A 21,719-nucleotide genomic window follows, 5' to 3' on the forward strand; every position below is an offset into this window, starting at 1 on the left:
AGTTGATGTTTTTTAATCAAATAATATATTTTTTAAATTGTTCAAGCTCTAATTGTGATAGTTCGACTGTCAACAACGTACCTGAATCATCATAATTTTCCGCAATAAAAGTATGATTGGCTGCTAATTTTGCTTGTACGGCCCCTTGATCAAATGGTATATGTAACGTCACAGTTTCGTTATCTTTAAAGACATGTTTTTGAATTAACGTAATGAGCGCATCCTGAGATGCTGCTTCAAGTGCTGATAAGGTAATTGCGTTTTCGCCCGAAACATCTGGATAATTGAGCGTTGTCTTATCGGCTTTATTGTAAACAGTCACCATTGGTATGTTAGTAACACCAACTTCGCGTAAGGTGTTTTCTGTCGTAGTCATCATATCTTTATAATGTGGGTCCGAGATATCTACAACTTGTAAGAGTAAATCAGCTTGCGCAGCTTCTTGTAATGTTGATTTGAAAGCTGCAACAAGGTTATGTGGCAGTTTAGAAACAAAGCCAACTGTATCACTGAGTAAAAATTGTGTCTTATCTGGTAAGGTGAGTTGCCGTACAGTTGTATTTAATGTGGCAAATAGCATATCCTTTTCAAAAACTTGTTTGGTGTCATCAGATTCGGCTCCGATACCAAAACGAGCCAATAAGCGGTTCATTAACGTTGATTTGCCGGCGTTGGTGTAACCAACCAATGCGACATTAGGCAGATTATTAGCCGTTCGCCGTGCCGAACGTGTATCTTCACCCTTCGATAAATCAGCTAATTCTTGTCTAATATGAACCATTTGCGACGTAATACGACGACGCGACTCTTCGAGTTTTGTTTCACCAGAACCTCGCGATGTAAAGCCACCACCACCGGCACCTGTTTGTTGATCGAGACTAACCGACATACTGGTCCGCAAGCGGGGAAGTTGATATTGCAGACGCGCTAATTGGACCTGCAATTTTGCTGCTTTCGTTTGTGCGCGTTGTGCAAAAATGTCTAAAATTAAACCTGTCCTATCCAAAACAGTTGCTTGCGTTACTTTTTCTAGGTTGCGAATTTGGGATGGGGATAATTCGTCGTTGGCGACAATCATATCCACATCATATGTTTTAACCGCTTCAGCAAGTTCATCAACCTTACCTTTACCAAAGTAAGTTGCTGGGTTTGGTCGTTCAAGCTTTTGTGAAAAAATGATTTCGGGGATGAGTTGATTAGCTTTGGCTAAATTAGCTAATTCTTCTAATTCGTAGTCAATATTACTTGCATTAGTCGATAAACCAATTAAAAAGACGCGGCGTTGTCCTTGATTAGTGACATGTTGTTCAGTCATAAAAAAATACCTCCAGTAACTTATAAACGAGACTGGGGGCATTTTGACGTGTTAAGGGCAAAGCTGCAAACCAATCTCAAGAAATGCACACAAAAATAGACAATCTATTTTGATATGCGGAATCTTAAAATTTGTTCAACAATGTGCTTTACTTCCTTCATTAATATGATGTTTAAAGTGTAACAGTTTTCAAGTGACTTGTCCACGAAAACGGGTTAAAAAACGGTGCTATCATCATTAAAACGAATAATGTCAGCATGATCTACTGATAGCGCAATTTGCATTACTGCACCGTTTTTAACGGGTTCGCCAGCTAAATCATGGCGTCCTAACTTTTCAGCAATACCGCGGATGGTGGTGCCGTGGGATACAATTAATACATTATCACCATCTGAATGGCGTGATTGAATATCTGCAAAACCGTGAGATACGCGATGCCACCATTTTTGATCATTCTCAGCAAAATGATAAGGATCAGCTAATGCAACAGTGTCCATTGCATCAGCCATACCATATTTTGCAACGAGATTGGCGTAGGTGCCAAAGTTCTCTGTTTTATAGGCTTGTAGTGTTGTGGTGACAGTTTCACCATTAATACCTTCAAATGAGCCAAAGAATTGTTCGCGGAAATCAAAAAGTTGGGTAGGCTCTTTGGGTGATTGCGTCGTGTTGTGTTGTAGAATATAGCGTGCTGTGTGGATTGCACGGGTTAAGTCAGATGAATAGGCACCATCAAAGTGGATATTGTTAAGGCGCTCACCTGCATCAATGCCGTGTTGGATACCCTTAGGCGTTAGTGGTGCATCAGACCAACCCTGAAAACGATGTAAGAAGTTAAAGTAAGTTTCGCCGTGGCGAACAATATAAAGATTAATAGCCATAATATGGTGTGCTTATTGTTTAATCATTAATATTGATTAGCAACAAGTACAAACCTCCTAATAATAGATTACTTTTATTTTATCATTTGTATGTAAAAGCTTGTAAAAAAAAACCACATTTGTGGTTTTAGTTCGTGGCAGCTTTTTCAGATGGTTGCTCGTTATTTTTATTAGTCATTTCATCTTCATCAAAAATACCATTATTGTTACGATCTTGTCGTGGTGTTGGAGACACCTGAACAATAAATTCGGAAATATAGGCATTGTCGTAATCTAAAGCTGTGAATTGGAAGTTAGCCACTTTCATGGTATCGCCAGCTCTGAATTCTGGATCGTGATTTAAAACGTAACCAGTTAATGTGACGGCATCATCTTCTTCTAATTCTTTAATCGTTTGACTAAAGTATCTTTCAAAATCATAAAGCGTCATTTTACCTGACACCTTGTAGCGATGATCACCGAGCTTTTCAATGTAGTCGTCTGAAACATCATCAATTTCGTCACGTACCGTACCAAATAATTCTTCATAAATATCTTTATCGGTAATTAGACCACTAGTGCCACCATATTCATCGACTACGATGGCAATTGGTGAGCGCTTAATAATCATTTCATCCATGACATCATGAAGATCCATATTTTCAGGTACCGCTGGGATATCACGCATGATTTTTGATACGGGGTCTTTGTCATTAATTCGTGCTTGTCTGACGAGGTCATAGTTAAAGACGTAGCCAAGCACCTTGTCTTTGTCGTTATCAGCAATCACGGGGAAGCGAGAATAGCGTTCTTGTAAGTACAAATTGAGGGCATCAGCAATTGGCGTTTTCACATCAATTGCTGTCATAGAAGTACGATCAATCATAATATCAACCGCAACTTTATCATTCATTTCAAATGCGCGCTGCATAAAGGTTAAATCTTCTTCGTCCAACTCACCAGCCGCAGCAGCATTTTTAGACAATGATAGAATTTCAGTTTGAGAATAGATATCCTCCTCACCATCAGTTCTAAAGCCTAACAAATGTGTGATGACGTTGGATAAGTGGTCTAACGCCCAAATCATTGGGAAGAGTGCGATATGGAAAAAGCGCACGGGACGAACAATGAAAAGTAGTACCTTGACAGGAGACTCAATCGCGATGTTTTTTGGTACCAAGTCGGTAAATACAGCGTGAACAATGGTAAAAATAATCATTGCTGATACAGAAGAAACAATGGCTGAGTACTCAACTGGTAAAAGTCCAGTGCCGAGGATAATTTTTGCAACAGTCGCTTCACCAACCCAACCCAAAATCAGACTGGTTAGCGTAATACCAACTTGTGCAGTGGAAAGATATTCAGTTAAATGTGTTACCATGTGGATGGCATTTGCTATATTTCGTGAAGGCTTTTCTCGATTTTCCTGTAAATCACGAAGTGCACTGAGACGCACCTTAACCAAAGAATATTCAGTCAGTGTGAACAAAATAGCTAGCAACAGCACCAAAACAATAATGAAAAAGTTAAGGAGCATAGACGGACCAGAATCCAAATTCGTAAACCTCTTTTCTTATTATAACTACCGGCTATTATACCAGAAAATCAGACTGAATATTGTAAAATTATTAAAATTATAACTTTTTCAAATAAGACGAACAATGTACCTTAATAAAATGCTAAATGGATATAAAAGCGAACATATTTTCGCAACATGAAAACTAATTTTATGAATGATAGTCGGTAAAAATTTGGTAGACTAGGTATACTGCCTGTTTTATGATAAAAAATTAGATATTTCATTTGTGAACAAATGCGCTAAACGCTTGATATGGCAATGTTTTCAACAAGCATTTCTTGACATTGTGAATTTTTCGCCTGTTTGAATCAGAGATATGTTGGTTTCATTGACTTGTGTCGAACAACTGTTTGTGAACACACATATTGTCCTTGTTTATTTTTGAAAAATAGGTAAACTAACTAGTACATAGTTCTTTGAATTTAATTGATTAAATATTTTAAAAAGTGGGTGTTAACATTATGGAGAAAGTAACCGTTTATACAAAATATGATTGTGTACAGTGCAAGATGACTAAAAAGTTTCTGGAAACACAGGGTATTCCATTTCGAGAAATAAATATTGAAGAAGAGATTGAGTATGTTGATGAATTAAAAGCTGATGGTTTCCGTCAGACGCCGGTTGTATCAATTGAAGGAATGCCTAAGTTTTCTGGATTCCGTCCAGATGTATTAAAAAAGATTTCGGCTTAATCTTAAAGTGATTGATAACATCGAGCGACCAATCGATGTTTTTTTATTTGCCAAGTGATTAGCCAATCGGAAGGATAAGTGTAATGCCGTTAAAAGAGATTAACATAGATGAAGTAACATATTTTGACCTAAATAATCAGGTTAATATACCCAAGAATAATCAAATACAGTTAGATAAAGATCAAGAGGCGCTAGATGCCTTTTTGAAAGAAAATGTCTGGCCAAATGTTTTGAAATTTGATTCATTAGCTCAACGATTTGATTGGCTGTTTGATAATCAATTCATTGAACGAGAATTTATCGCACAATATGATTTGTCATTTATTGAAAAATTATATGCTTATCTTGAAGGTGAACATTTTAATTTCAAGTCTTTTATGGCTGCTTTTAAGTTTTATAATCAGTATGCACTAAAAACAAATGATGGCCAATACTATGTCGAAACATATGTAGACCGTGTGGCTATGAATGCTTTGTATTATGCTAACGGTCAAGAGTCATTGGCACTTAAGTTGGCTGATGAAATGATTCATCAACGTTATCAACCAGCAACCCCTAGCTTTTTAAATGCTGGTCGTGCACGGCGAGGTGAGTTGGTATCTTGCTTTATCATTCAAACATCTGATGATATGAATTCAATTGGACGTACAATTAATTCAGCATTGCAGTTATCTAAGATGGGTGGCGGGGTTGGTATTAATGTTTCCAATGTTCGCGAGGCTGGGGCACCTGTTATGGGCATTGCTAATTCAGCTGGTGGTGTTGTACCCATTATGAAATTGTTAGAAGATTCATTTACATTTTCATCGCAGGTTGGTGCTCGTCAAGGTGCTGGTGTTGTCTACTTATCTATTTTCCACCCAGACATTATGGCCTTTTTGTCAACAAAAAAAGAAAATGCTGATGAAAAAGTGCGTGTGAAGACACTATCTTTGGGGCTTACGGTACCAGATAAATTCTACGAATTAGTTCGCCAAAATAAGACAATGTACTTGTTTAGCCCAGTTGATGTGGAAAAAGTGTATGGCCAATCATTCAATTATGTTGATATAACAGCGGAATACGATAATATGGTTGAAAATGATGCAATTACCAAGTATCGTGTTGATGCACGCATGTTAGAAGAAGAAATTTCAAAACTTCAGCAAGAGTCTGGGTATCCTTATATTATCAACATTGATGTAGCTAATAGAGAAAACCCAATTGCAGGTAAAATTGTCTCTTCTAACCTCTGTTCTGAAATTTTACAAGTGCAAAGACCTTCAGACATTGATAATGGGCAGCAGTATACGCGTTTAGGGTCAGATGTCAGTTGTAACTTGGGATCCATCAATATCGTTAATATGATGGCAACGCAAGATTTTGATACATCTGTTGATACAATGGTGCGTGCCTTGACATTTGTATCAGACACATCTAATCTTGATGTGGTACCTTCAATTGATAAAGGTAATAAAGAAAAGCATGCTATTGGGCTTGGCGCAATGGGATTAGCAGCTTATTTTGCACAAAATCAAATGTACTATGGTGATGAAGAAGCGCTGGACTTTACAACAACTTTCTTTATGACCCTGAATTATTATTCTATTAAGTCATCTATGCGCATTGCAAAAGAGCGTCACGAAACATTTTATGAGTTTGAGAAGTCAACGTATGCAAACGGTGCCTACTTTGATAAGTATATTAACAATGATTGGCAGCCTAAAACGCAAAAGGTTGCGCAAGCTTTTGCGCCACACCATCTGCCAACTAAAAATGATTGGTTGACATTGAAAGACGACGTTGCAAAATATGGTATGTATCATGCATACCGCCATGCGATTGCACCAACAGGTTCTATTTCATACGTTAACGACACAACGGCAACGTTATTACCTATTGTGAATAAGATCGAAGAACGTCAAGAAGGGATGATTGGTAAGGTATATTATCCAGCGCCTGGTTTAAGTGATGAAACTATGCCATATTACGTATCGGCCTATGACACGGATATGCGTAAAGTAATAGATGTCTATGCTGCTGCACAAGAGCATATTGATCAAGGAATGGCGTTGACATTATTTATGCGTTCAACACTTTCTGATAAGCTTTACGAATGGAAAAAAGGTAGAACGAATAAAATGACAACGCGCGATTTAACTATTTTGCGTCACTATGCCTTTAATAAGGGTATCAAGTCGTTATATTATGTACGTACTTTTACAGACGACAACCAAGAGTCTGGTGTTAATGAATGTGAAAGTTGCTCAATCTAATCTGAGTTAAAAGATAAATGCTAAGTAGGTGTTTATCTGTACATAAGATATGAATATTTGATTAAGGAGACAGGGGACCTATGGTAAAAATGACAGTCTTGTATGCTTCAACAGAGGGTAATACCAAGTCCTTTGTTGAAAAATTACAACGGGTTGCGGCGCAGTATGGTGATAAAGTAGACGCCCGAATGATTGGGGAAGAAACGGACTATGCTAATGAAACAGCGCCTTTTATCGCTATTGTCCCCACCTACTTAACGGGTGGGACCGGGACTGGACCAGAAGTGACAGAAATATTTACGAATGCGCTGGGAGAATATATTGCCTTTGGCAATAATCGACGTTATTTAAGGGGAATCGTTGGATCCGGTAATCGAAATTTCAATGTGCAATTTAATCTTACTGGGAAACGTTACGCCGAACAATTTGATGTGCCAATGTTGTTTGCTTACGAACTGAGAGGCAGCAAATTTGATGCCGAAAAAGTGTATAATTTAATGAAACCATTATTTGGAGAATAACTGTGAAACATATAAAAGATAATTCATATACAGCAATTAACTGGAATAATATTGAAGATGAGTTAGACAAGGCAACTTGGGAAAAGCTAACACAGCAATTCTGGCTTGATACACGTATTCCGATTTCTAATGATTTGAGGACATGGCGTGGTAATATGTCTGATCAAGAGCGGCAAACCTTGAATTTAGTTTTTGGTGGTTTAACAACGCTTGATACATTACAATCACAAGATGGTATGGCCTCCCTGAAGTTAGACGTTGTGAATCAAAAAGAGGAAGCCGTTTTAAACAATATACAATTTATGGAATCTGTGCATGCTAAGTCATATTCTTCTATTTTTGAAACATTAAACGAAAAATCAGAAATTGAAGCGATATTTGCTTGGGCAGATTCTAACGAATTTTTACAGTACAAAGCTAATCGTATCAATGATATTTACCAAACAGGTACGCCATTAGAAAAGAAAATAGCTTCAGTATTTCTTGAAACATTTTTGTTCTATTCTGGTTTCTATACACCGTTGTATTTCTTGGGACATAATAAAATGTTAAATGTTGCTGAAATTATTAAATTAATTATTCGTGACGAGTCTGTTCATGGAACGTATATCGGTTATAAGTTTCAAATAGGCTTTAATAAGTTGCCTGAATCAGAAGCAACAGCACTTCAAAGCTGGATGTATGATTTACTTTATGAATTATACGAAAACGAAGAAAAGTATACACACGAATTGTATGATGATTTAGGTTGGACAGAACAAGTATTAACATTTTTGCGCTACAATGCCAATAAGGCACTCATGAATCTAGGGCAAGAGCCAATGTTCCCAGATGGTGCAGAGGATGTGAATCCGGTTGTCATGAATGGTATTTCAACATCTACAGCTAATCATGATTTCTTCTCTGGTGTAGGTAATGGCTATTTGCTGGGTGCGGTTGAAGCGATGGATGATTCAGATTACACCATTGGACAATGATAGATTAATAAACTATGATATGAAAAAGGACATGATAATAACATCATGTCCTTTTTAAATTAAATTTCGTCGTATTTGAAAAACGGAATACGTGCTTTCAAATATTTGGCCAATTTAGCATAACAGGTTGCCGCGAAAACAACCCAAGCATAAGCAAATAGTATAGCAGCAATGGTATCACTGAAGAAATTGGCATTGAAGTAGATACGGCTCATCAAGGTTAGTCCGCCAATCAAGAAGGCAGCCCATTGTATGGTGAATTGTATAGCAATATTGTTAATGTTTGGGATAATAAGGATACTAACTATGAATATAACCACGAATAGTCCGAATACGTGACCACTTGGGAAGGCTGGTGAGCTATCCCCGATTAAATGCCCAACAGGACGTGATCGCTGGATTAAAAACTGTATTATTTTTAAGACGATATCACCTGTTAATAGTGTGATAATTGCCCAAACGGCTGGAATACGCAATCTAGCAAGAATTAATACGCCAGCTAAAATTAGTGTATAAACGATATCAACAACAGGGTTGCCTAAAAAAGTAGCTATAGTCATAATAACGTCGCCAAAGTTACTCTGGAAGCTATTAAACCAGCTATGCATCCAACCATCTAGTGCGACGGGGATTATGAAATTGAGTTTAACGAGAATAGCTAACAATAAGGCAATAGCTAGTACGAGCACTGCTTGCCGACGTTGCTTGTTTGTCACAGCAATAATCATATAATATCACTCCAGATGAAGAATTTTATCTTATTCTAGTATAATGAATGGCGTACATATAAACAAGGCTATTCGGCCACGAATATAAAATTACTGACGCTTGGTTGTGGGTGTTTTAATTAAAACATTAAAAAGACTTGTCAATAGTTCCATAATTTGTTATGATAGTATAGTTGTTTGAGACATGGGAGTGTAGCGAAGTCTGGCTAAACGCGACGGACTGTAACTCCGTTCCTTCGGGTTCGTAGGTTCGAATCCTACCGCTCCCATAGCCGATTTAATAGTTAGCGGCTAAAAAGATTAACTATTGCCCCTTCGCCAAGTGGTAAGGCATCGGTTTTTGGTACCGACATGCGCTGGTTCGAATCCAGCAGGGGCAATTTTAAAAGACTAACCATTTGTGGTTGGTCTTTTATTTTCTTAATTGTAGACGACATAAAAAAGCCAACACATTGATTAGTGTGTTGGCTTTTTTATTACTTGCTCAAAGTCTTCTTAGAAACAACTGACAAATCATCAGCTAAATCGTAAACCAATGGTTGGCCATTGGCAATTTCAACATTTAAGATGTCATCATCAGAGATGTTTTCCAAATGCTTAACCAAAGCACGCAATGAGTTACCATGGGCAGCAATAACAACGTTCTTACCAGCTTGCAATTGTGGGGCAATATCTGATTCCCAGAAAGGCAAAACGCGTTCCAAAGTAATCTTCAAGTTTTCGCCTAATGGCAATTCGCCTTCAGGGACATCTGCGTAGCGACGATCAAAGGCGGGGTATGTCTTTCCTTGAACAGTCATTTCTTTATCGTAACCGTCCAACAATGGTGGCAACACATCATATGAACGGCGCCAAATGTGCACTTGTTCGTCGCCCCACTTTTCTGCAGCCTCAGCTTTATTTTGGCCTTGTAAAGCACCGTAATGACGTTCATTTAAACGCCATGACTTAGCTTCCGGAATGAACAATTGTCCAGCTTCTTCCAATGCATAATGCAATGTTGTGATGGCACGTGTCAAAACTGATGTGTAAGCTTGATCGAATTGGATGCCTTCAGTGGCCAATAATTCGCCGGCTTCCTTAGCTTGTGCGATACCTTTGTCTGACAACTTTGTGTCGATCCAACCGTTAAATAAGTTCAATGCGTTCCATTCACTTTGACCGTGACGGATTAATACTAACTTAGCCATGTGTGCTAAACTCCTTAATTTGTGTTTAATATAACATATCCATTATACCACGATTTTTCGACACAAAAAAACTCGCCTAAGCGAGTTTTGAAAGTATCAGAACTTAATCTTACAACTTTACGATGTTTGCAGCTTGCAAACCACGATCTGATGATTCAACTTCGAATTCAACAGCTTGACCTTCTTCAAGAGTCTTGAAGCCGTCACCTTGGATAGCTGAGAAGTGTGCGAACACATCTTCACCGTTTTCGCGAGTCACGAAACCGTAACCCTTTTCGCCGTTAAACCACTTTACTGTGCCTTTTTCCATGATATGTTTCTCCTTTGGTGTGCTCCACCAATGATTTTATTTTGTAACTTAAATAATTGGTACTTGAGCGCCTTCCGAGAAAAACAAATCAAAATCAATAACTTTTATTACAAACACAGTGTAACATACTGGTGAGAATAATCAAGTATAATATGAATTGATAAGCGCTTGATAATGCAATAGTGCGCTAGGGGTGTGTTATCTTGACATTTTCATTGGGCTGGGTTAGAATAATATGGTTGTCAATACAAACGACATCGCAGCCGTGGCGGAATTGGCAGACGCGCAGGATTAAGGATCCTGTGCCCGTTTAGGGCGTGCGGGTTCGACTCCCGCCGGCTGCATAATCAAGGCACTTCCCATTACTAAAATGGGAGGTGCCTTTTACTTTTAAAAGCTATTCAGTTTTTCCTTGTGGTAAAATAGAAGCAATGGAGAACAACGATGCTACTTTTTAAACGAACAAAGCGAGATGAAAAGGCAGAAGACGTTATACCACAATCTGCTTTAGAAAATATGCAACAAGAAAATGATCAATTATTAGATCAAATAGAAGCATTGAAGTTAGATGTATCAGAATTAAGGTCTGAAAATGACCGATTAGTTGAACAGCTAAATCAAAGCAAGTATCAACGTAAATTGATTAAAACAAGTATGGGGCTTGGCGTGTTAGTTGTGAGTTACGTTTTGCTCCACCTTGTTAATGAAGACGTGCAATATACAGCAATGTTACTATTAATTGAGGCAGCATTTATGTTTATGATGTTACAAGGAGATGATAAATAATCATGTCAAAGATGCATAAAGAACAGCGTGTGCCATTTGTCGTTGCTAATTGGAAAATTAATAAATTGCAAGCTGATGTCATGGATTTTTTGTCACAAGTCAATGATAAGGTGCCCGACCAAAAAGTTGTTGAAACAGGAATTGCGGCACAGGATTTGTTTTTAGCTGACATGGTTCGGACGACGGCGGGCACACCTATACATGTGGTCGCTGAAAATGTACATTGGGAAGACGGTGGTGCTTATACAGGGGAGACTTCTCCTAAGGCTTTGAAAGACATTGGCGCAACCTATGTTTTAATTGGCCACTTTGAGCGCCGTAAATTTTTTAACGAAACGGATTCGACTGTGAATTTGAAAGTAACCGCTGCATTACGTAACGGCTTACGCCCGATTATTGATGTTGATGAAGATATGAGTACTTATGCACAGTTTATGGATGCAGAACCGTCTGTTGCACAAGTTGCAGCAGCATTAGCAGGTGTGTCAGTAGATCAGATTCGTAATGTGACGATTGCTTATGAGCCAACTTGGGCTATTGGTTCCGGCGAAGCGGCAAGTGCTGATCAAGCGCAAAAAGCAGCACATTTAATTCGTCAAACATTAGCAAAGCTTTATTCACCGGTTATCGCCGAACAGGTTAGGGTGTTGTATGGTGGGTCGGTAACACCGGATAATGCGCGTGAGATTATGTCACAAAATGATATTGATGGTGTTTTGGTAGGAACGGCTGCATTAGATCCTAAAAAGTTTTTACAATTAATTGAAATTGCTCGGGACCCAACTGTTCCAGAATTTGATATTGATCACATTTAATTGGACTTGCAAATTAGTGGTAAAAGCGTATAATTATTGATAGTAGTACTGTGAATAAATACGGAATTTTGCGAAATATTGTCCGCAATGCCTTTATATTGAAGCAAACGTTGTCTGCGGAAACAGCGGCGATTGCTTTTTTTGTGCCTATGCGGGAACAAAAATAGTCTAAAAGACCGTTTTGTAACCAAATTGTAATAACAAAACGCAGCAAAAAACAAACGAGGTGATAAATGTGGCAGGACATTTAGTAAAGTACGGTAAGCACCGTACCCGTCGTTCATATGCTAGCATCAAAGAAGTACTTGATGTGCCGAATTTGATTGAGATTCAAACGGCATCTTACCAATGGTTCTTAGATGAAGGTATCAAAGAAATGTTTGGTGACATCATGCCAATCGATGACTTCCAAGGGACATTGTCTTTGGAATATGTTGATTATCAATTGATGGAACCAAAGTATAATATTGATGAGGCGCGTGAACACGACGCCAATTATTCAGCACCATTACATGTGACTTTACGCTTGACGAACCATGAAACCGGTGAAATTAAGTCTCAGGATGTATTCTTTGGTGAGTTCCCATTAATGACAGAACAAGGAACGTTCATTATTAATGGTGCGGAACGTGTTATTGTATCCCAATTAGTACGTTCTCCGGGTATCTACTATAACCAAGAAAATGATAAAAATGGTCGCCCACGTTATGGAACAACAGTTATTCCTAACCGTGGTGCTTGGTTGGAATACGAAACAGATGCTAAGGGCATTGCTAACGTCCGTATTGATCGTACACGTAAGCTGTTGATGACAGAACTAGTACGTGCATTAGGCTTTGGATCAGATTCTGACATCATTGATATTTTCTCTGACCAATATGATGCTTTGAACATGACGCTTGAAAAAGATGTGCATAAAGACATGTCGGATTCACGTGTTGAGGAAGCCTTGAAAGATGTTTACGAACGTCTGCGTCCAGGAGAACCCAAGACAGCTGATTCATCACGTGCTTTATTGGTCGCACGCTTCTTTGACCCAAAGCGTTATGATTTAGCTTCAGTTGGACGTTATAAGATTAACAAGAAGTTGTCATTAAAAACACGCTTGCTTAATCAAACATTAGCTGAAACATTAGCTGATCCGGATTCTGGTGAAGTCATTGCTGAAAAAGGCACATTAGTTGATAAGACTGTGATGTCTAAATTGAGTCCGTTCTTGGATCGTGAAGACTTCAAGACAACAACTTATACACCATCAGGAGACGCAGTACTTGAAGAACCTGTAACACTCCAAAAAATTAAAATTGAATCACCTGAGAATCCTGAAAAAACATTACTATTAATTGGTAATGGACACATTGATGAAAATGACCGGACAGTGCGTCCAGCAGATATCTTAGCTGGTATGAACTACTTCTTGAATTTACAAGAAGGCATTGGAAACGTGGATGATATTGATCATCTTGGTAACCGTCGTATTCGCTCGGTTGGTGAGCTACTACAAAATCAATTCCGTATTGGTTTGACACGTATGGAACGTGTTGTGCGTGAACGTATGTCAATTCAAGATGCAAATACAGTTACACCACAACAATTAATCAACATTCGACCTGTTGTGGCAGCTGTTAAAGAATTCTTTGGTTCATCGCAACTTTCACAGTTCATGGACCAAACAAATCCATTGGGCGAAATGAACCACAAGCGTCGTCTTTCAGCCCTTGGACCTGGTGGTTTGACACGTGATCGTGCTGGTGTTGAAGTGCGAGATGTGCACTATACACACTATGGTCGAATTGATCCAATCGAAACACCAGAAGGTCCAAACATTGGTTTGATTAACTCATTAGCTACTTATGGTCGCATTAACAAGTATGGCTTCATTGAGACACCTTATCGTCGTGTTGATTGGACAACCCATATGGTTACTGACAAAATCGACTATTTAACTGCTGATGAAGAAGATAACTATATTGTCGCACAGGCGAACTCACCGTTGAACGATGATGGTAGTTTCGTTCACGATACAGTTATGGCACGTTTTGGTGAAGAAAACATCGAAACACCAATAGATCGCATTGATTACATGGACGTTTCGCCTAAGCAAGTTGTTTCTGTTGGTACAGCAGCGATTCCTTTCTTAGAAAATGATGATTCTAACCGTGCCTTGATGGGTGCCAACATGCAACGTCAGGCCGTACCTTTGCTTGACCCACATGCACCACTTGTTGGTACAGGTATCGAATATAAGGCTGCCCACGATTCTGGTGTTGCCATGATTTCTCGTGCTGCTGGTGTTGTTGAATATGTTGATGGGCGTCAAATTCGTGTGCGTCGTGAAGATGGTCAACTTGATACGTACGAACTAATGAAGTTCCGCCGCTCAAACGGTGGTAAAAATTATAACCAAAAGCCAATTGTCCATGAAGGTGAGCATGTTGAAGCCGATGAAGTTTTGGCTGATGGCCCATCAATGGAAAAAGGTGAACTTGCTTTGGGACAAAACCCATTGATTGCCTTTATGACTTGGCAGGGTTATAACTTCGAAGATGCCATTGTTTTGAACGAGCGCCTAGTTCGTGAAGATGTTTATACATCAATTCATATTGAAGAATATGATTCAGAGGCCCGCGATACAAAACTTGGACCGGAAGAAATGACTCGCGAAATTCCTAATACTGGCGAAGACCAATTGAAGGATTTGGATGCTGATGGCATCATTCGTGTGGGAGCAGAAGTTCATGATGGCGACATCTTGGTAGGTAAGGTGACACCAAAGGGTGTGACTGAATTATCAGCTGAAGAACGTTTGTTACATGCTATCTTTGGTGAAAAGGCACGTGAAGTACGTGATACATCTTTGCGTGTTCCTCATGGTGGTGGCGGCGTTGTGCAAAATGTCCGTATCTATACGCCTGAAAACGGGGATGAATTAGCACCAGGTGTTAACATGATGGTTCGTGTTTATATTGCACAAAAACGTAAGATTCAAGTTGGTGATAAGATGGCCGGCCGTCATGGAAACAAGGGAACAGTCTCTGTTGTTGTTCCTGAAGAAGATATGCCATATATGCCAGATGGTACACCAATTGATATCTTGTTGTCACCCATGGGTGTGCCTTCACGTATGAACATTGGTCAAGTTCTTGAATTGCATCTTGGTTTTGCGGCTAAGAAGCTTGGTATTCATGTTGCCTCACCTGTCTTTGACGGTGCAAGTGATGATGAAATTGAAGCAGCTTTACGCGAAGCTGGGTTGCCACAAGACGGTAAGTCAGTTGTCTATGACGGCCGTACTGGTGAAGCCTTTGATAAACGTGTCGGCGTTGGTGTCATGCACTATATGAAGCTTGCCCACATGGTCGATGATAAGATTCATGCGCGTTCAATCGGACCATATTCATTAGTAACGCAACAACCTTTGGGTGGTAAAGCACAATTTGGTGGTCAGCGTTTCGGTGAAATGGAAGTTTGGGCCCTTGAGGCTTATGGCGCTGCATACACTTTGCAAGAAATTTTGACTTATAAGTCAGATGATGTTGCTGGTCGTGTTAAGGTTTATGAATCAATCATCAAGGGTGAACCAATTCCACGTCCAGGTGTGCCTGAATCATTCCGTGTGCTTGTAAAAGAATTGCAAGCACTTGGCTTGGATATGCAAGTCTTGGATAATGCAGGTGATGAAGTTGAATTACGTCAAATGGATGAAGATGATTCAATTTTGCCAGTTGATGCACTTGAAAAGTTGGTTCGTTCTAACCCTGATTTGTTAAATAAAGAAGATGAAGAAGTTGCTGCAGCATTCTCTAAGGTAGAATCTCGCGATAATACTGAAGTAACCGACGAAAATTAAAATATAAATACAATGTGTCATTGTCATGGCACGTTTGTTATAAGTTATTTTTAATCGCGTGATTAAGAGTAACTTATAGCAAACGTGCAGTGATTGCGAGACATGTTGATATCATAAATAATGAAAGGTAACAGCAAATAGATGGCAATCGATGTTAACAAGTTCGAAAGCATGCAAATCGGTTTGGCTTCTCCTGATAAGATCCGTTCATGGTCTTATGGTGAAGTAAAGAAGCCTGAAACGATTAACTATCGAACACTTAAGCCAGAAAAAGATGGCCTGTTTGATGAACGCATCTTCGGACCTACAAAGGATTATGAATGCGCCTGCGGTAAATATAAGCGAATCCGATACAAGGGAATCGTTTGTGATCGCTGTGGCGTTGAAGTCACATCATCAAAAGTTCGTCGTGAACGTATGGGGCACATCGAATTAGCTGCACCTGTTACACATATTTGGTACTTCAAAGGTATCCCGTCACGTATGGGACTTGTCTTAGACATGTCACCACGCTCACTTGAAGAAATTATTTACTTTGCGTCATATGTTGTCATTGAACCTGGTGATGCACCAGTTGAAAAGAAGCAATTGATGACAGAACGTGAGTACCGTGAACTGAAGCGCGAATATGGTGCTAGTTTTAAGGCTGGCATGGGTGCTGAAGCAATTAAAGATTTGTTGGCAAGTGTTGATTTAGCTGCCGAAGCAGATCAGTTGAAGCGCGAATTACAAGAAGCAACAGGTCAAAAACGTGTACGTGCCGTACGTCGTTTAGATATTATCGAAGCCTTCTTGCAGTCAGATAATAAGCCGCAATGGATGGTTATGGATGTGATTCCAGTTATTCCACCAGACTTGCGTCCAATGGTTCAATTAGAGGGTGGTCGTTTCGCCACATCTGATTTGAATGATTTGTATCGTCGTGTCATCAACCGTAACAATCGTTTGAAGCGTTTGCTTGATTTGAATGCCCCAGGCATTATCGTGCAAAATGAAAAGCGTATGTTGCAAGAAGCCGTTGATGCATTAATTGATAATGGTCGTCGTGGCCGTCCTGTAGCTGGACCAGGTAATCGACCATTGAAGTCGCTATCTCACATGTTAAAGGGTAAGCAAGGTCGCTTCCGTCAAAACTTGTTGGGTAAGCGTGTTGATTACTCAGGTCGTTCAGTTATTGACGTTGGACCATTCTTAAAAATGAACCAAATGGGATTGCCACGTCCAATGGCAATTGAATTGTTCCGTCCGTTCATCATGAAAGAATTGACCACACGTAAGTTGGCTGGCAATGTTAAGTCAGCTAAGCGTAAGATTGACAAAGCTGATGAAGATGTGATGGATGTATTGGAAGACGTTATCAAAGAACACCCAGTTCTTTTGAACCGCGCACCTACACTGCATCGTTTGGGAATCCAAGCTTTTGAGCCAGTATTGGTTTCAGGTAAGGCGATGCGTTTGCATCCACTGGTTACCGAAGCCTATAACGCCGATTTTGATGGCGATCAGATGGCTATTCACGTACCATTATCTGATGAAGCACAAGCTGAAGCACGTTTGCTGATGCTTGCTGCAGGTCATATTTTGGCACCTAAAGATGGAAAGCCAATTGTGGCACCATCTCAGGATATGGTTATTGGAAACTATTACTTAACGACCGAAGAAGCTGGTCGTGAAGGTGAAGGTATGATTTTCTCTTCAGTTGAAGAAGCAAAAATTGCCTTTGCAAGTAAGGTAGTCCATTACCACACACGTATTGGTATCCAGACGTCTTCATTCCCAGAAGCAAAACCATTTACTGATGAACAACGTTCAAAGATTATGGTGACGTCTGTTGGTAAATTGATTTTTAATGAAATTTTGCCAGTTGATTTTCCATATATTAATGAACCATCTGAAGATAACTTCAAGGGTATTAGTGATCAATTCTTCATCGAAGCCGGTGAAGATATTCATGACTATTTGGCTGACACAGCAGTTATTGGCGCTTTCAAAAAAGGCTTCTTATCAGATGTTATTGCTGAAGTCTATAAGCGTTACAAGGTAACCGAAACATCATTGCTTTTGGATCGTATGAAAGATCTTGGTTATGAAAAGTCAACTGAATCTGGTTTGACTGTTTCGATGAATGATGTGACAGAATTGACTGAAAAGCCAGCTATTCTGGAAGATGCACACAAGCAAGTTGCAACAGTGACCAAGCAGTTCCGTCGTGGTTTGATTACTGATAGTGAGCGTTATCAACGTGTTACTGAAATCTGGACAAAAGCCAAAGATGTTATCCAAGATAAGTTGATTGCGTCGTTTGAACCAACTAACCCAATCTTCATGATGCAAGATTCAGGTGCGCGTGGTAACATTTCGAACTTCGTTCAATTAGCTGGTATGCGTGGCTTGATGGCTGGTCCTGGTGGTAAGATTATTGAATTGCCGGTTACTGCCAACTTCCGTGAAGGCTTAACTGTGATGGAAATGTTTATTTCAACTCACGGTGCGCGTAAGGGAATGTCAGATACGGCCTTGAAGACTGCCAACTCTGGTTACTTGACACGTCGATTAGTTGATGTTGCGCAAGACGTTATCGTTCGTGAATGGAATAATAACGCTGACCGTGGTGTTGCTGTTAAAGCAATCATGGATGGTACATCTGTTGTTGAACCATTGTACGATCGTATCTTGGGTCGTTACGCAATGAAATCAGTCTTTAATCCAGAAACGGGTGATAAGTTAGTTTCACGTAACGAAATGATTGATGAAGATGTTGCTAAAGCAATCGTTGCAGCTGGCATTGAAGAAGTAACCATTCGTTCCGTCTTTACTTCAACAACAGAACACGGTGTGTCAGTGTTAGACTACGGTCGCAACTTGGCTACTGGTGAAGAAGTTGAAGTTGGTGAAGCAGTTGGAACCGTTGCAGCACAGTCAATCGGTGAACCAGGTACACAATTGACCATGCGTAACTTCCATACAGGTGGTGTTGCTGGTGGAAACGATATTACCCAAGGTTTGCCTCGTGTGCAAGAAATTGTTGAAGCACGTATTCCTAAGGGACGCGCCGAAATTTCTGAAGTAACGGGTACAGTGGTTGCCATCGAAGAAAATCCAGCTGAACGTACAAAGGCTGTAACGATTGAAGGCGAAACTGATACACGTACGTACACACTACCATTGGCAGCGCGTATGCGTTTTGCTGAAGGGGATGACATTCAACGTGGTGATGCCATTAATGAAGGACCAATTGATCCTAAGGAATTGCTTGCGGTCACTGATACATTAACGACAGAATCATACATGTTGACGGAAATCCAAAAGGTTTACCGTTTGCAAGGTATTGAAGTGTCTGATAAGCATATTGAAGTTATGATTCGTCAAATGTTGCGTAAGGTACGCGTCATGGATCCAGGTGAAACTAGTCTTTTGCCAGGTATGTTAATGGATATTGCCGATTTCCAACGAGCCAACGAACCAGCTTTGTTTGATGGCTTAGTACCTGCAACAGCACGTCCTGTTTTGCTTGGTATTACGAAAGCTGCTTTGGAAACGAATTCATTCTTGTCTGCTGCATCATTCCAAGAAACAACGCGTGTCTTGACTGATGCTGCTATCAGAGGAAAGAACGATCCATTGGTAGGTTTGAAAGAAAACGTTATTATTGGTAAGATTATTCCTGCTGGAACAGGTATGGCAGAGTATCGTAAAATTAAGAGTAAAGTCGTTGGGGAAGTTGTTGCGCAACCAGAAGTTGAGCAAGAACCAACGCCTGATATTCCTAAGTTAGATGATGTTGCTAAGTCTTTTGAAGAATAGACTTTCAACCACATAGCACTTAAATATTAAAAAACCAGTCACTGTTATATGTGGCTGGTTTTTTTTTAACAATAATCTAATTAGGCCAAAATATGTCCAATTAGGCCAAAAAGATGGGCAACAAATGTTTTATTCGCTAAACTAAAATAGTTCTGCAGAACATTTATCAAACTTGTACGCGTTGTGAAAATCTCGCGTATAATATAATTATGCATAATTTACAATACGAACAAATGAATGGGTTGTCGTTGGCTTATATCGGTGATGCAATATACGAACTTGAAGTGCGCCAACATTTATTATCATTAGGAATAACTAAAGTGAATGCGTTACAGAAACAAAGTAAGTTCTACGTTTCTGCCAAAGCACACGCGGCTTTATTTAATCATATGACAACAGATAACATACTGACTGAACAAGAACTTGTGTATTTTAAGCGCGGACGTAATGCCAAATCACATACAAAGGCAAAAAATACTGATGTGGTAACGTATCGCATTTCAACGGGTGTAGAAGCCTTGTTCGGTTATCTTTATTTATCTGAACAACATGAACGCATTAGTCAATTGATGCGCTGGATTTTTGAACAAGTTGAGACAGGGAGAACAAGTGAATGAAACGTGAACAGGGAACAGCAGATCAAGCAGAATTTGTTTATGGGCATTATGCCAGTGTCGAATCTCTTAAAGGAACACAAGAGATAAACAAAGTATGGTTGCAGACAGGTTTGCAGGACAAAATTAGAAATGAAATAACGCAATTGGCTAAAAAAAGGGGTTTGGTTATTCAGCAAGCACCTAAATCCAAATTGGATGAATTGACTGATGGCGGTAATCATCAGGGGGTTGTTCTAAGCGTAGCTGCATTTGCATATGCAACTGTTGATGATTTGTTTGACTTTGCCGACGCACACCATGAAGCCCCTTTCTTTCTCATTCTTGATGGTATTGAGGATCCACATAATTTAGGCTCCATTTTGAGAACTGCTGATGCAGCTGGGGTTCATGGCATTATTATTCCTAAGCGACGTGCTGTTCAGTTGACGGCAACGGTTGCTAAGATTTCTACAGGTGCCATTGAGCATGTGCCTGTTGCGCGTGTCACGAACTTAGTTAATGTAGTGGGTGAATTAAAAGATCGTGGTGTGTGGGTTTTTGGAACTGACATGTCGGGTGATGATTATCGTCGTTGGGATGCTAAGGGACCCACTGCCTTAGTGATTGGTAATGAAGGGAAAGGCATATCACCACTTTTGAAAAAGAAAGTTGATAGTATGCTTACAATTCCGATGGTTGGTCATGTTCAAAGTTTAAATGCGAGCGTTGCAGCGAGTTTGTTAATTTATCAAGGATTTAATTCACGTCACCCACTATAAAATAGTGAGGATAATATATTTGGGTAAGGACAAATTAGTTCCAGTTGTACATGCAGCACAAAGAGGACATGATTTTGCTTATCATGTTTTAATAAAACATTTAAAGGGTGCTGTATTTGATGTCCATCGTCGTAAAATAAGTGGTAGAATGACGGCCGATGATTGGTATGCTGATGGATTGGAAGTATTGATTAAATGTGTTAATAAATTTGATACACGACAACCACGTGCTAAATTTTCCACTTATTTTATTACGGCATTATCAAATCATGCAACAGATTTAGTTAGAGCACATTATACTGCTAAATCCGATTTTGAAAAAACAATAATGTCAGACAGTGCTGAAGCGGATGGTTACTGTTTCGAACAAGGAACAGATACTTATAATCCAGAAAAGTTAGTTATTTTAAAAGATATGTTGCAGCATACTGAACTAGCGCAAACAGCCGAATTTAAAAAAGCAGCATTACATTTTTTAGGCGTAAAAGCAATGACTACTTCAAGTAGCGGGCGCCGCTTGGAGCAAATGCAATATCGCCTAAAAAAGGCGATTAATCATGCGATTGAAGCCCCATTGTGAAATAATTATGCGACAACGTGTGTTTCAAGGAGCTCTCTGTGATATAATATACATGGTATAAAACCATAAACCAAAGGAGAAA

At 39.5% G+C, this 21,719-nt stretch carries 17 protein-coding genes and 3 tRNA genes; 14 read left to right on the forward strand and 6 right to left on the reverse strand.

Going from position 1 to position 21,719, the window contains the following annotated elements; translation table 11 throughout:
* Positions 1-16: 16 nt before the first annotated feature.
* The 3 genes from hflX to C5L21_RS02030 all read right to left on the reverse strand — a co-directional run bounded on the left by hflX (position 17) and on the right by C5L21_RS02030 (position 3,730).
* Complete coding sequence (gene hflX, locus C5L21_RS02020; RefSeq protein ID WP_004904430.1) at positions 17-1,315, reverse strand: GTPase HflX; 1,299 nt, start codon at positions 1,313-1,315, stop codon at positions 17-19.
* A gap of 215 nt (positions 1,316-1,530) precedes the next feature.
* Positions 1,531-2,196 (reverse strand): histidine phosphatase family protein, encoded by a 666-nt coding sequence (locus tag C5L21_RS02025; protein ID WP_004899366.1) that lies wholly within the window; start codon positions 2,194-2,196, stop codon positions 1,531-1,533.
* 127 nt (positions 2,197-2,323) lie between these two features.
* Entirely contained in the window at positions 2,324-3,730 is a 1,407-nt protein-coding gene (locus C5L21_RS02030; protein ID WP_004899359.1) for a hemolysin family protein, read from the reverse strand.
* A gap of 485 nt (positions 3,731-4,215) precedes the next feature.
* Here C5L21_RS02030 and nrdH point away from each other — a divergent pair, with 485 nt between their 5' ends.
* From nrdH to nrdF, 4 genes are all read left to right on the forward strand, one after another.
* The gene (gene nrdH, locus C5L21_RS02035) at positions 4,216-4,446 is read left to right on the forward strand and encodes a glutaredoxin-like protein NrdH (protein ID WP_004904428.1); all 231 of its coding nucleotides are present in this window, start codon (positions 4,216-4,218) and stop codon (positions 4,444-4,446) included.
* A gap of 83 nt (positions 4,447-4,529) precedes the next feature.
* Positions 4,530-6,701 (forward strand): class 1b ribonucleoside-diphosphate reductase subunit alpha, encoded by a 2,172-nt coding sequence (gene nrdE / locus C5L21_RS02040; RefSeq protein WP_133285994.1) that lies wholly within the window; start codon positions 4,530-4,532, stop codon positions 6,699-6,701.
* 80 nt (positions 6,702-6,781) lie between these two features.
* Positions 6,782-7,222: a class Ib ribonucleoside-diphosphate reductase assembly flavoprotein NrdI gene (locus C5L21_RS02045; protein ID WP_004899354.1), complete on the forward strand. Its 441-nt coding sequence runs from the start codon at positions 6,782-6,784 to the stop codon at positions 7,220-7,222.
* A gap of 2 nt (positions 7,223-7,224) precedes the next feature.
* Positions 7,225-8,199, forward strand: a complete 975-nt coding sequence (gene nrdF, locus C5L21_RS02050; protein WP_085699516.1) for a class 1b ribonucleoside-diphosphate reductase subunit beta — start codon at positions 7,225-7,227, stop codon at positions 8,197-8,199.
* A 59-nt stretch (positions 8,200-8,258) separates the two neighbouring features.
* On the opposite strand, the gene C5L21_RS02055 is transcribed toward nrdF, so the two are convergent.
* A complete protein-coding gene (locus C5L21_RS02055; protein ID WP_085699518.1) occupies positions 8,259-8,927 on the reverse strand; it encodes a phosphatase PAP2 family protein in 669 nt (222 codons plus the stop codon).
* Between the two features lie 186 nt (positions 8,928-9,113).
* On the opposite strand from C5L21_RS02055, the gene C5L21_RS02060 reads away from it, so the two are divergent.
* A tRNA-Tyr gene (locus C5L21_RS02060) sits at positions 9,114-9,196 on the forward strand.
* A gap of 39 nt (positions 9,197-9,235) precedes the next feature.
* Positions 9,236-9,307: transfer RNA gene (locus tag C5L21_RS02065), tRNA-Gln, on the forward strand.
* Between the two features lie 96 nt (positions 9,308-9,403).
* Here C5L21_RS02065 and gpmA read toward each other — a convergent pair.
* Together gpmA and C5L21_RS02075 are read right to left on the reverse strand one after the other, a co-directional pair.
* Positions 9,404-10,117, reverse strand: coding sequence for a 2,3-diphosphoglycerate-dependent phosphoglycerate mutase (gene gpmA / locus C5L21_RS02070; protein ID WP_004899344.1), 714 nt, complete (start codon positions 10,115-10,117; stop codon positions 9,404-9,406).
* Positions 10,118-10,226: 109 nt separating this feature from the next.
* Entirely contained in the window at positions 10,227-10,427 is a 201-nt protein-coding gene (locus tag C5L21_RS02075; protein ID WP_004899341.1) for a cold-shock protein, read from the reverse strand.
* A gap of 259 nt (positions 10,428-10,686) precedes the next feature.
* Here C5L21_RS02075 and C5L21_RS02080 point away from each other — a divergent pair.
* The 8 genes from C5L21_RS02080 to C5L21_RS02115 all read left to right on the forward strand — a co-directional run bounded on the left by C5L21_RS02080 (position 10,687) and on the right by C5L21_RS02115 (position 21,637).
* Positions 10,687-10,771: transfer RNA gene (locus C5L21_RS02080), tRNA-Leu, on the forward strand.
* A gap of 100 nt (positions 10,772-10,871) precedes the next feature.
* Positions 10,872-11,213: a hypothetical protein gene (locus C5L21_RS02085; protein ID WP_004899340.1), complete on the forward strand. Its 342-nt coding sequence runs from the start codon at positions 10,872-10,874 to the stop codon at positions 11,211-11,213.
* A 2-nt stretch (positions 11,214-11,215) separates the two neighbouring features.
* Complete coding sequence (tpiA, locus tag C5L21_RS02090) at positions 11,216-12,028, forward strand: triose-phosphate isomerase (RefSeq protein WP_004899338.1); 813 nt, start codon at positions 11,216-11,218, stop codon at positions 12,026-12,028.
* Between the two features lie 235 nt (positions 12,029-12,263).
* Positions 12,264-15,878 carry a DNA-directed RNA polymerase subunit beta gene (rpoB, locus tag C5L21_RS02095; protein ID WP_004904425.1) on the forward strand — a complete coding sequence of 1,205 codons (3,615 nt, stop codon included), beginning with the start codon at positions 12,264-12,266 and terminating at the stop codon, positions 15,876-15,878.
* Between the two features lie 141 nt (positions 15,879-16,019).
* Positions 16,020-19,682, forward strand: a complete 3,663-nt coding sequence (rpoC, locus tag C5L21_RS02100; protein WP_004899333.1) for a DNA-directed RNA polymerase subunit beta' — start codon at positions 16,020-16,022, stop codon at positions 19,680-19,682.
* 209 nt (positions 19,683-19,891) lie between these two features.
* Positions 19,892-20,299: a Mini-ribonuclease 3 gene (locus C5L21_RS02105; protein ID WP_004899332.1), complete on the forward strand. Its 408-nt coding sequence runs from the start codon at positions 19,892-19,894 to the stop codon at positions 20,297-20,299.
* The gene (rlmB, locus tag C5L21_RS02110; RefSeq protein WP_004904423.1) at positions 20,296-21,057 is read left to right on the forward strand and encodes a 23S rRNA (guanosine(2251)-2'-O)-methyltransferase RlmB; all 762 of its coding nucleotides are present in this window, start codon (positions 20,296-20,298) and stop codon (positions 21,055-21,057) included. The genes C5L21_RS02105 and rlmB overlap by 4 nt, the downstream gene beginning before the upstream one ends.
* Positions 21,058-21,076: 19 nt before the next feature.
* Positions 21,077-21,637: a sigma-70 RNA polymerase sigma factor region 4 domain-containing protein gene (locus tag C5L21_RS02115; protein WP_004899328.1), complete on the forward strand. Its 561-nt coding sequence runs from the start codon at positions 21,077-21,079 to the stop codon at positions 21,635-21,637.
* Positions 21,638-21,719: the final 82 nt, after the last annotated feature.

Source organism: Leuconostoc citreum (assembly GCF_004354555.1).
In the GTDB taxonomy this organism is placed as follows: domain Bacteria; phylum Bacillota; class Bacilli; order Lactobacillales; family Lactobacillaceae; genus Leuconostoc; species Leuconostoc citreum.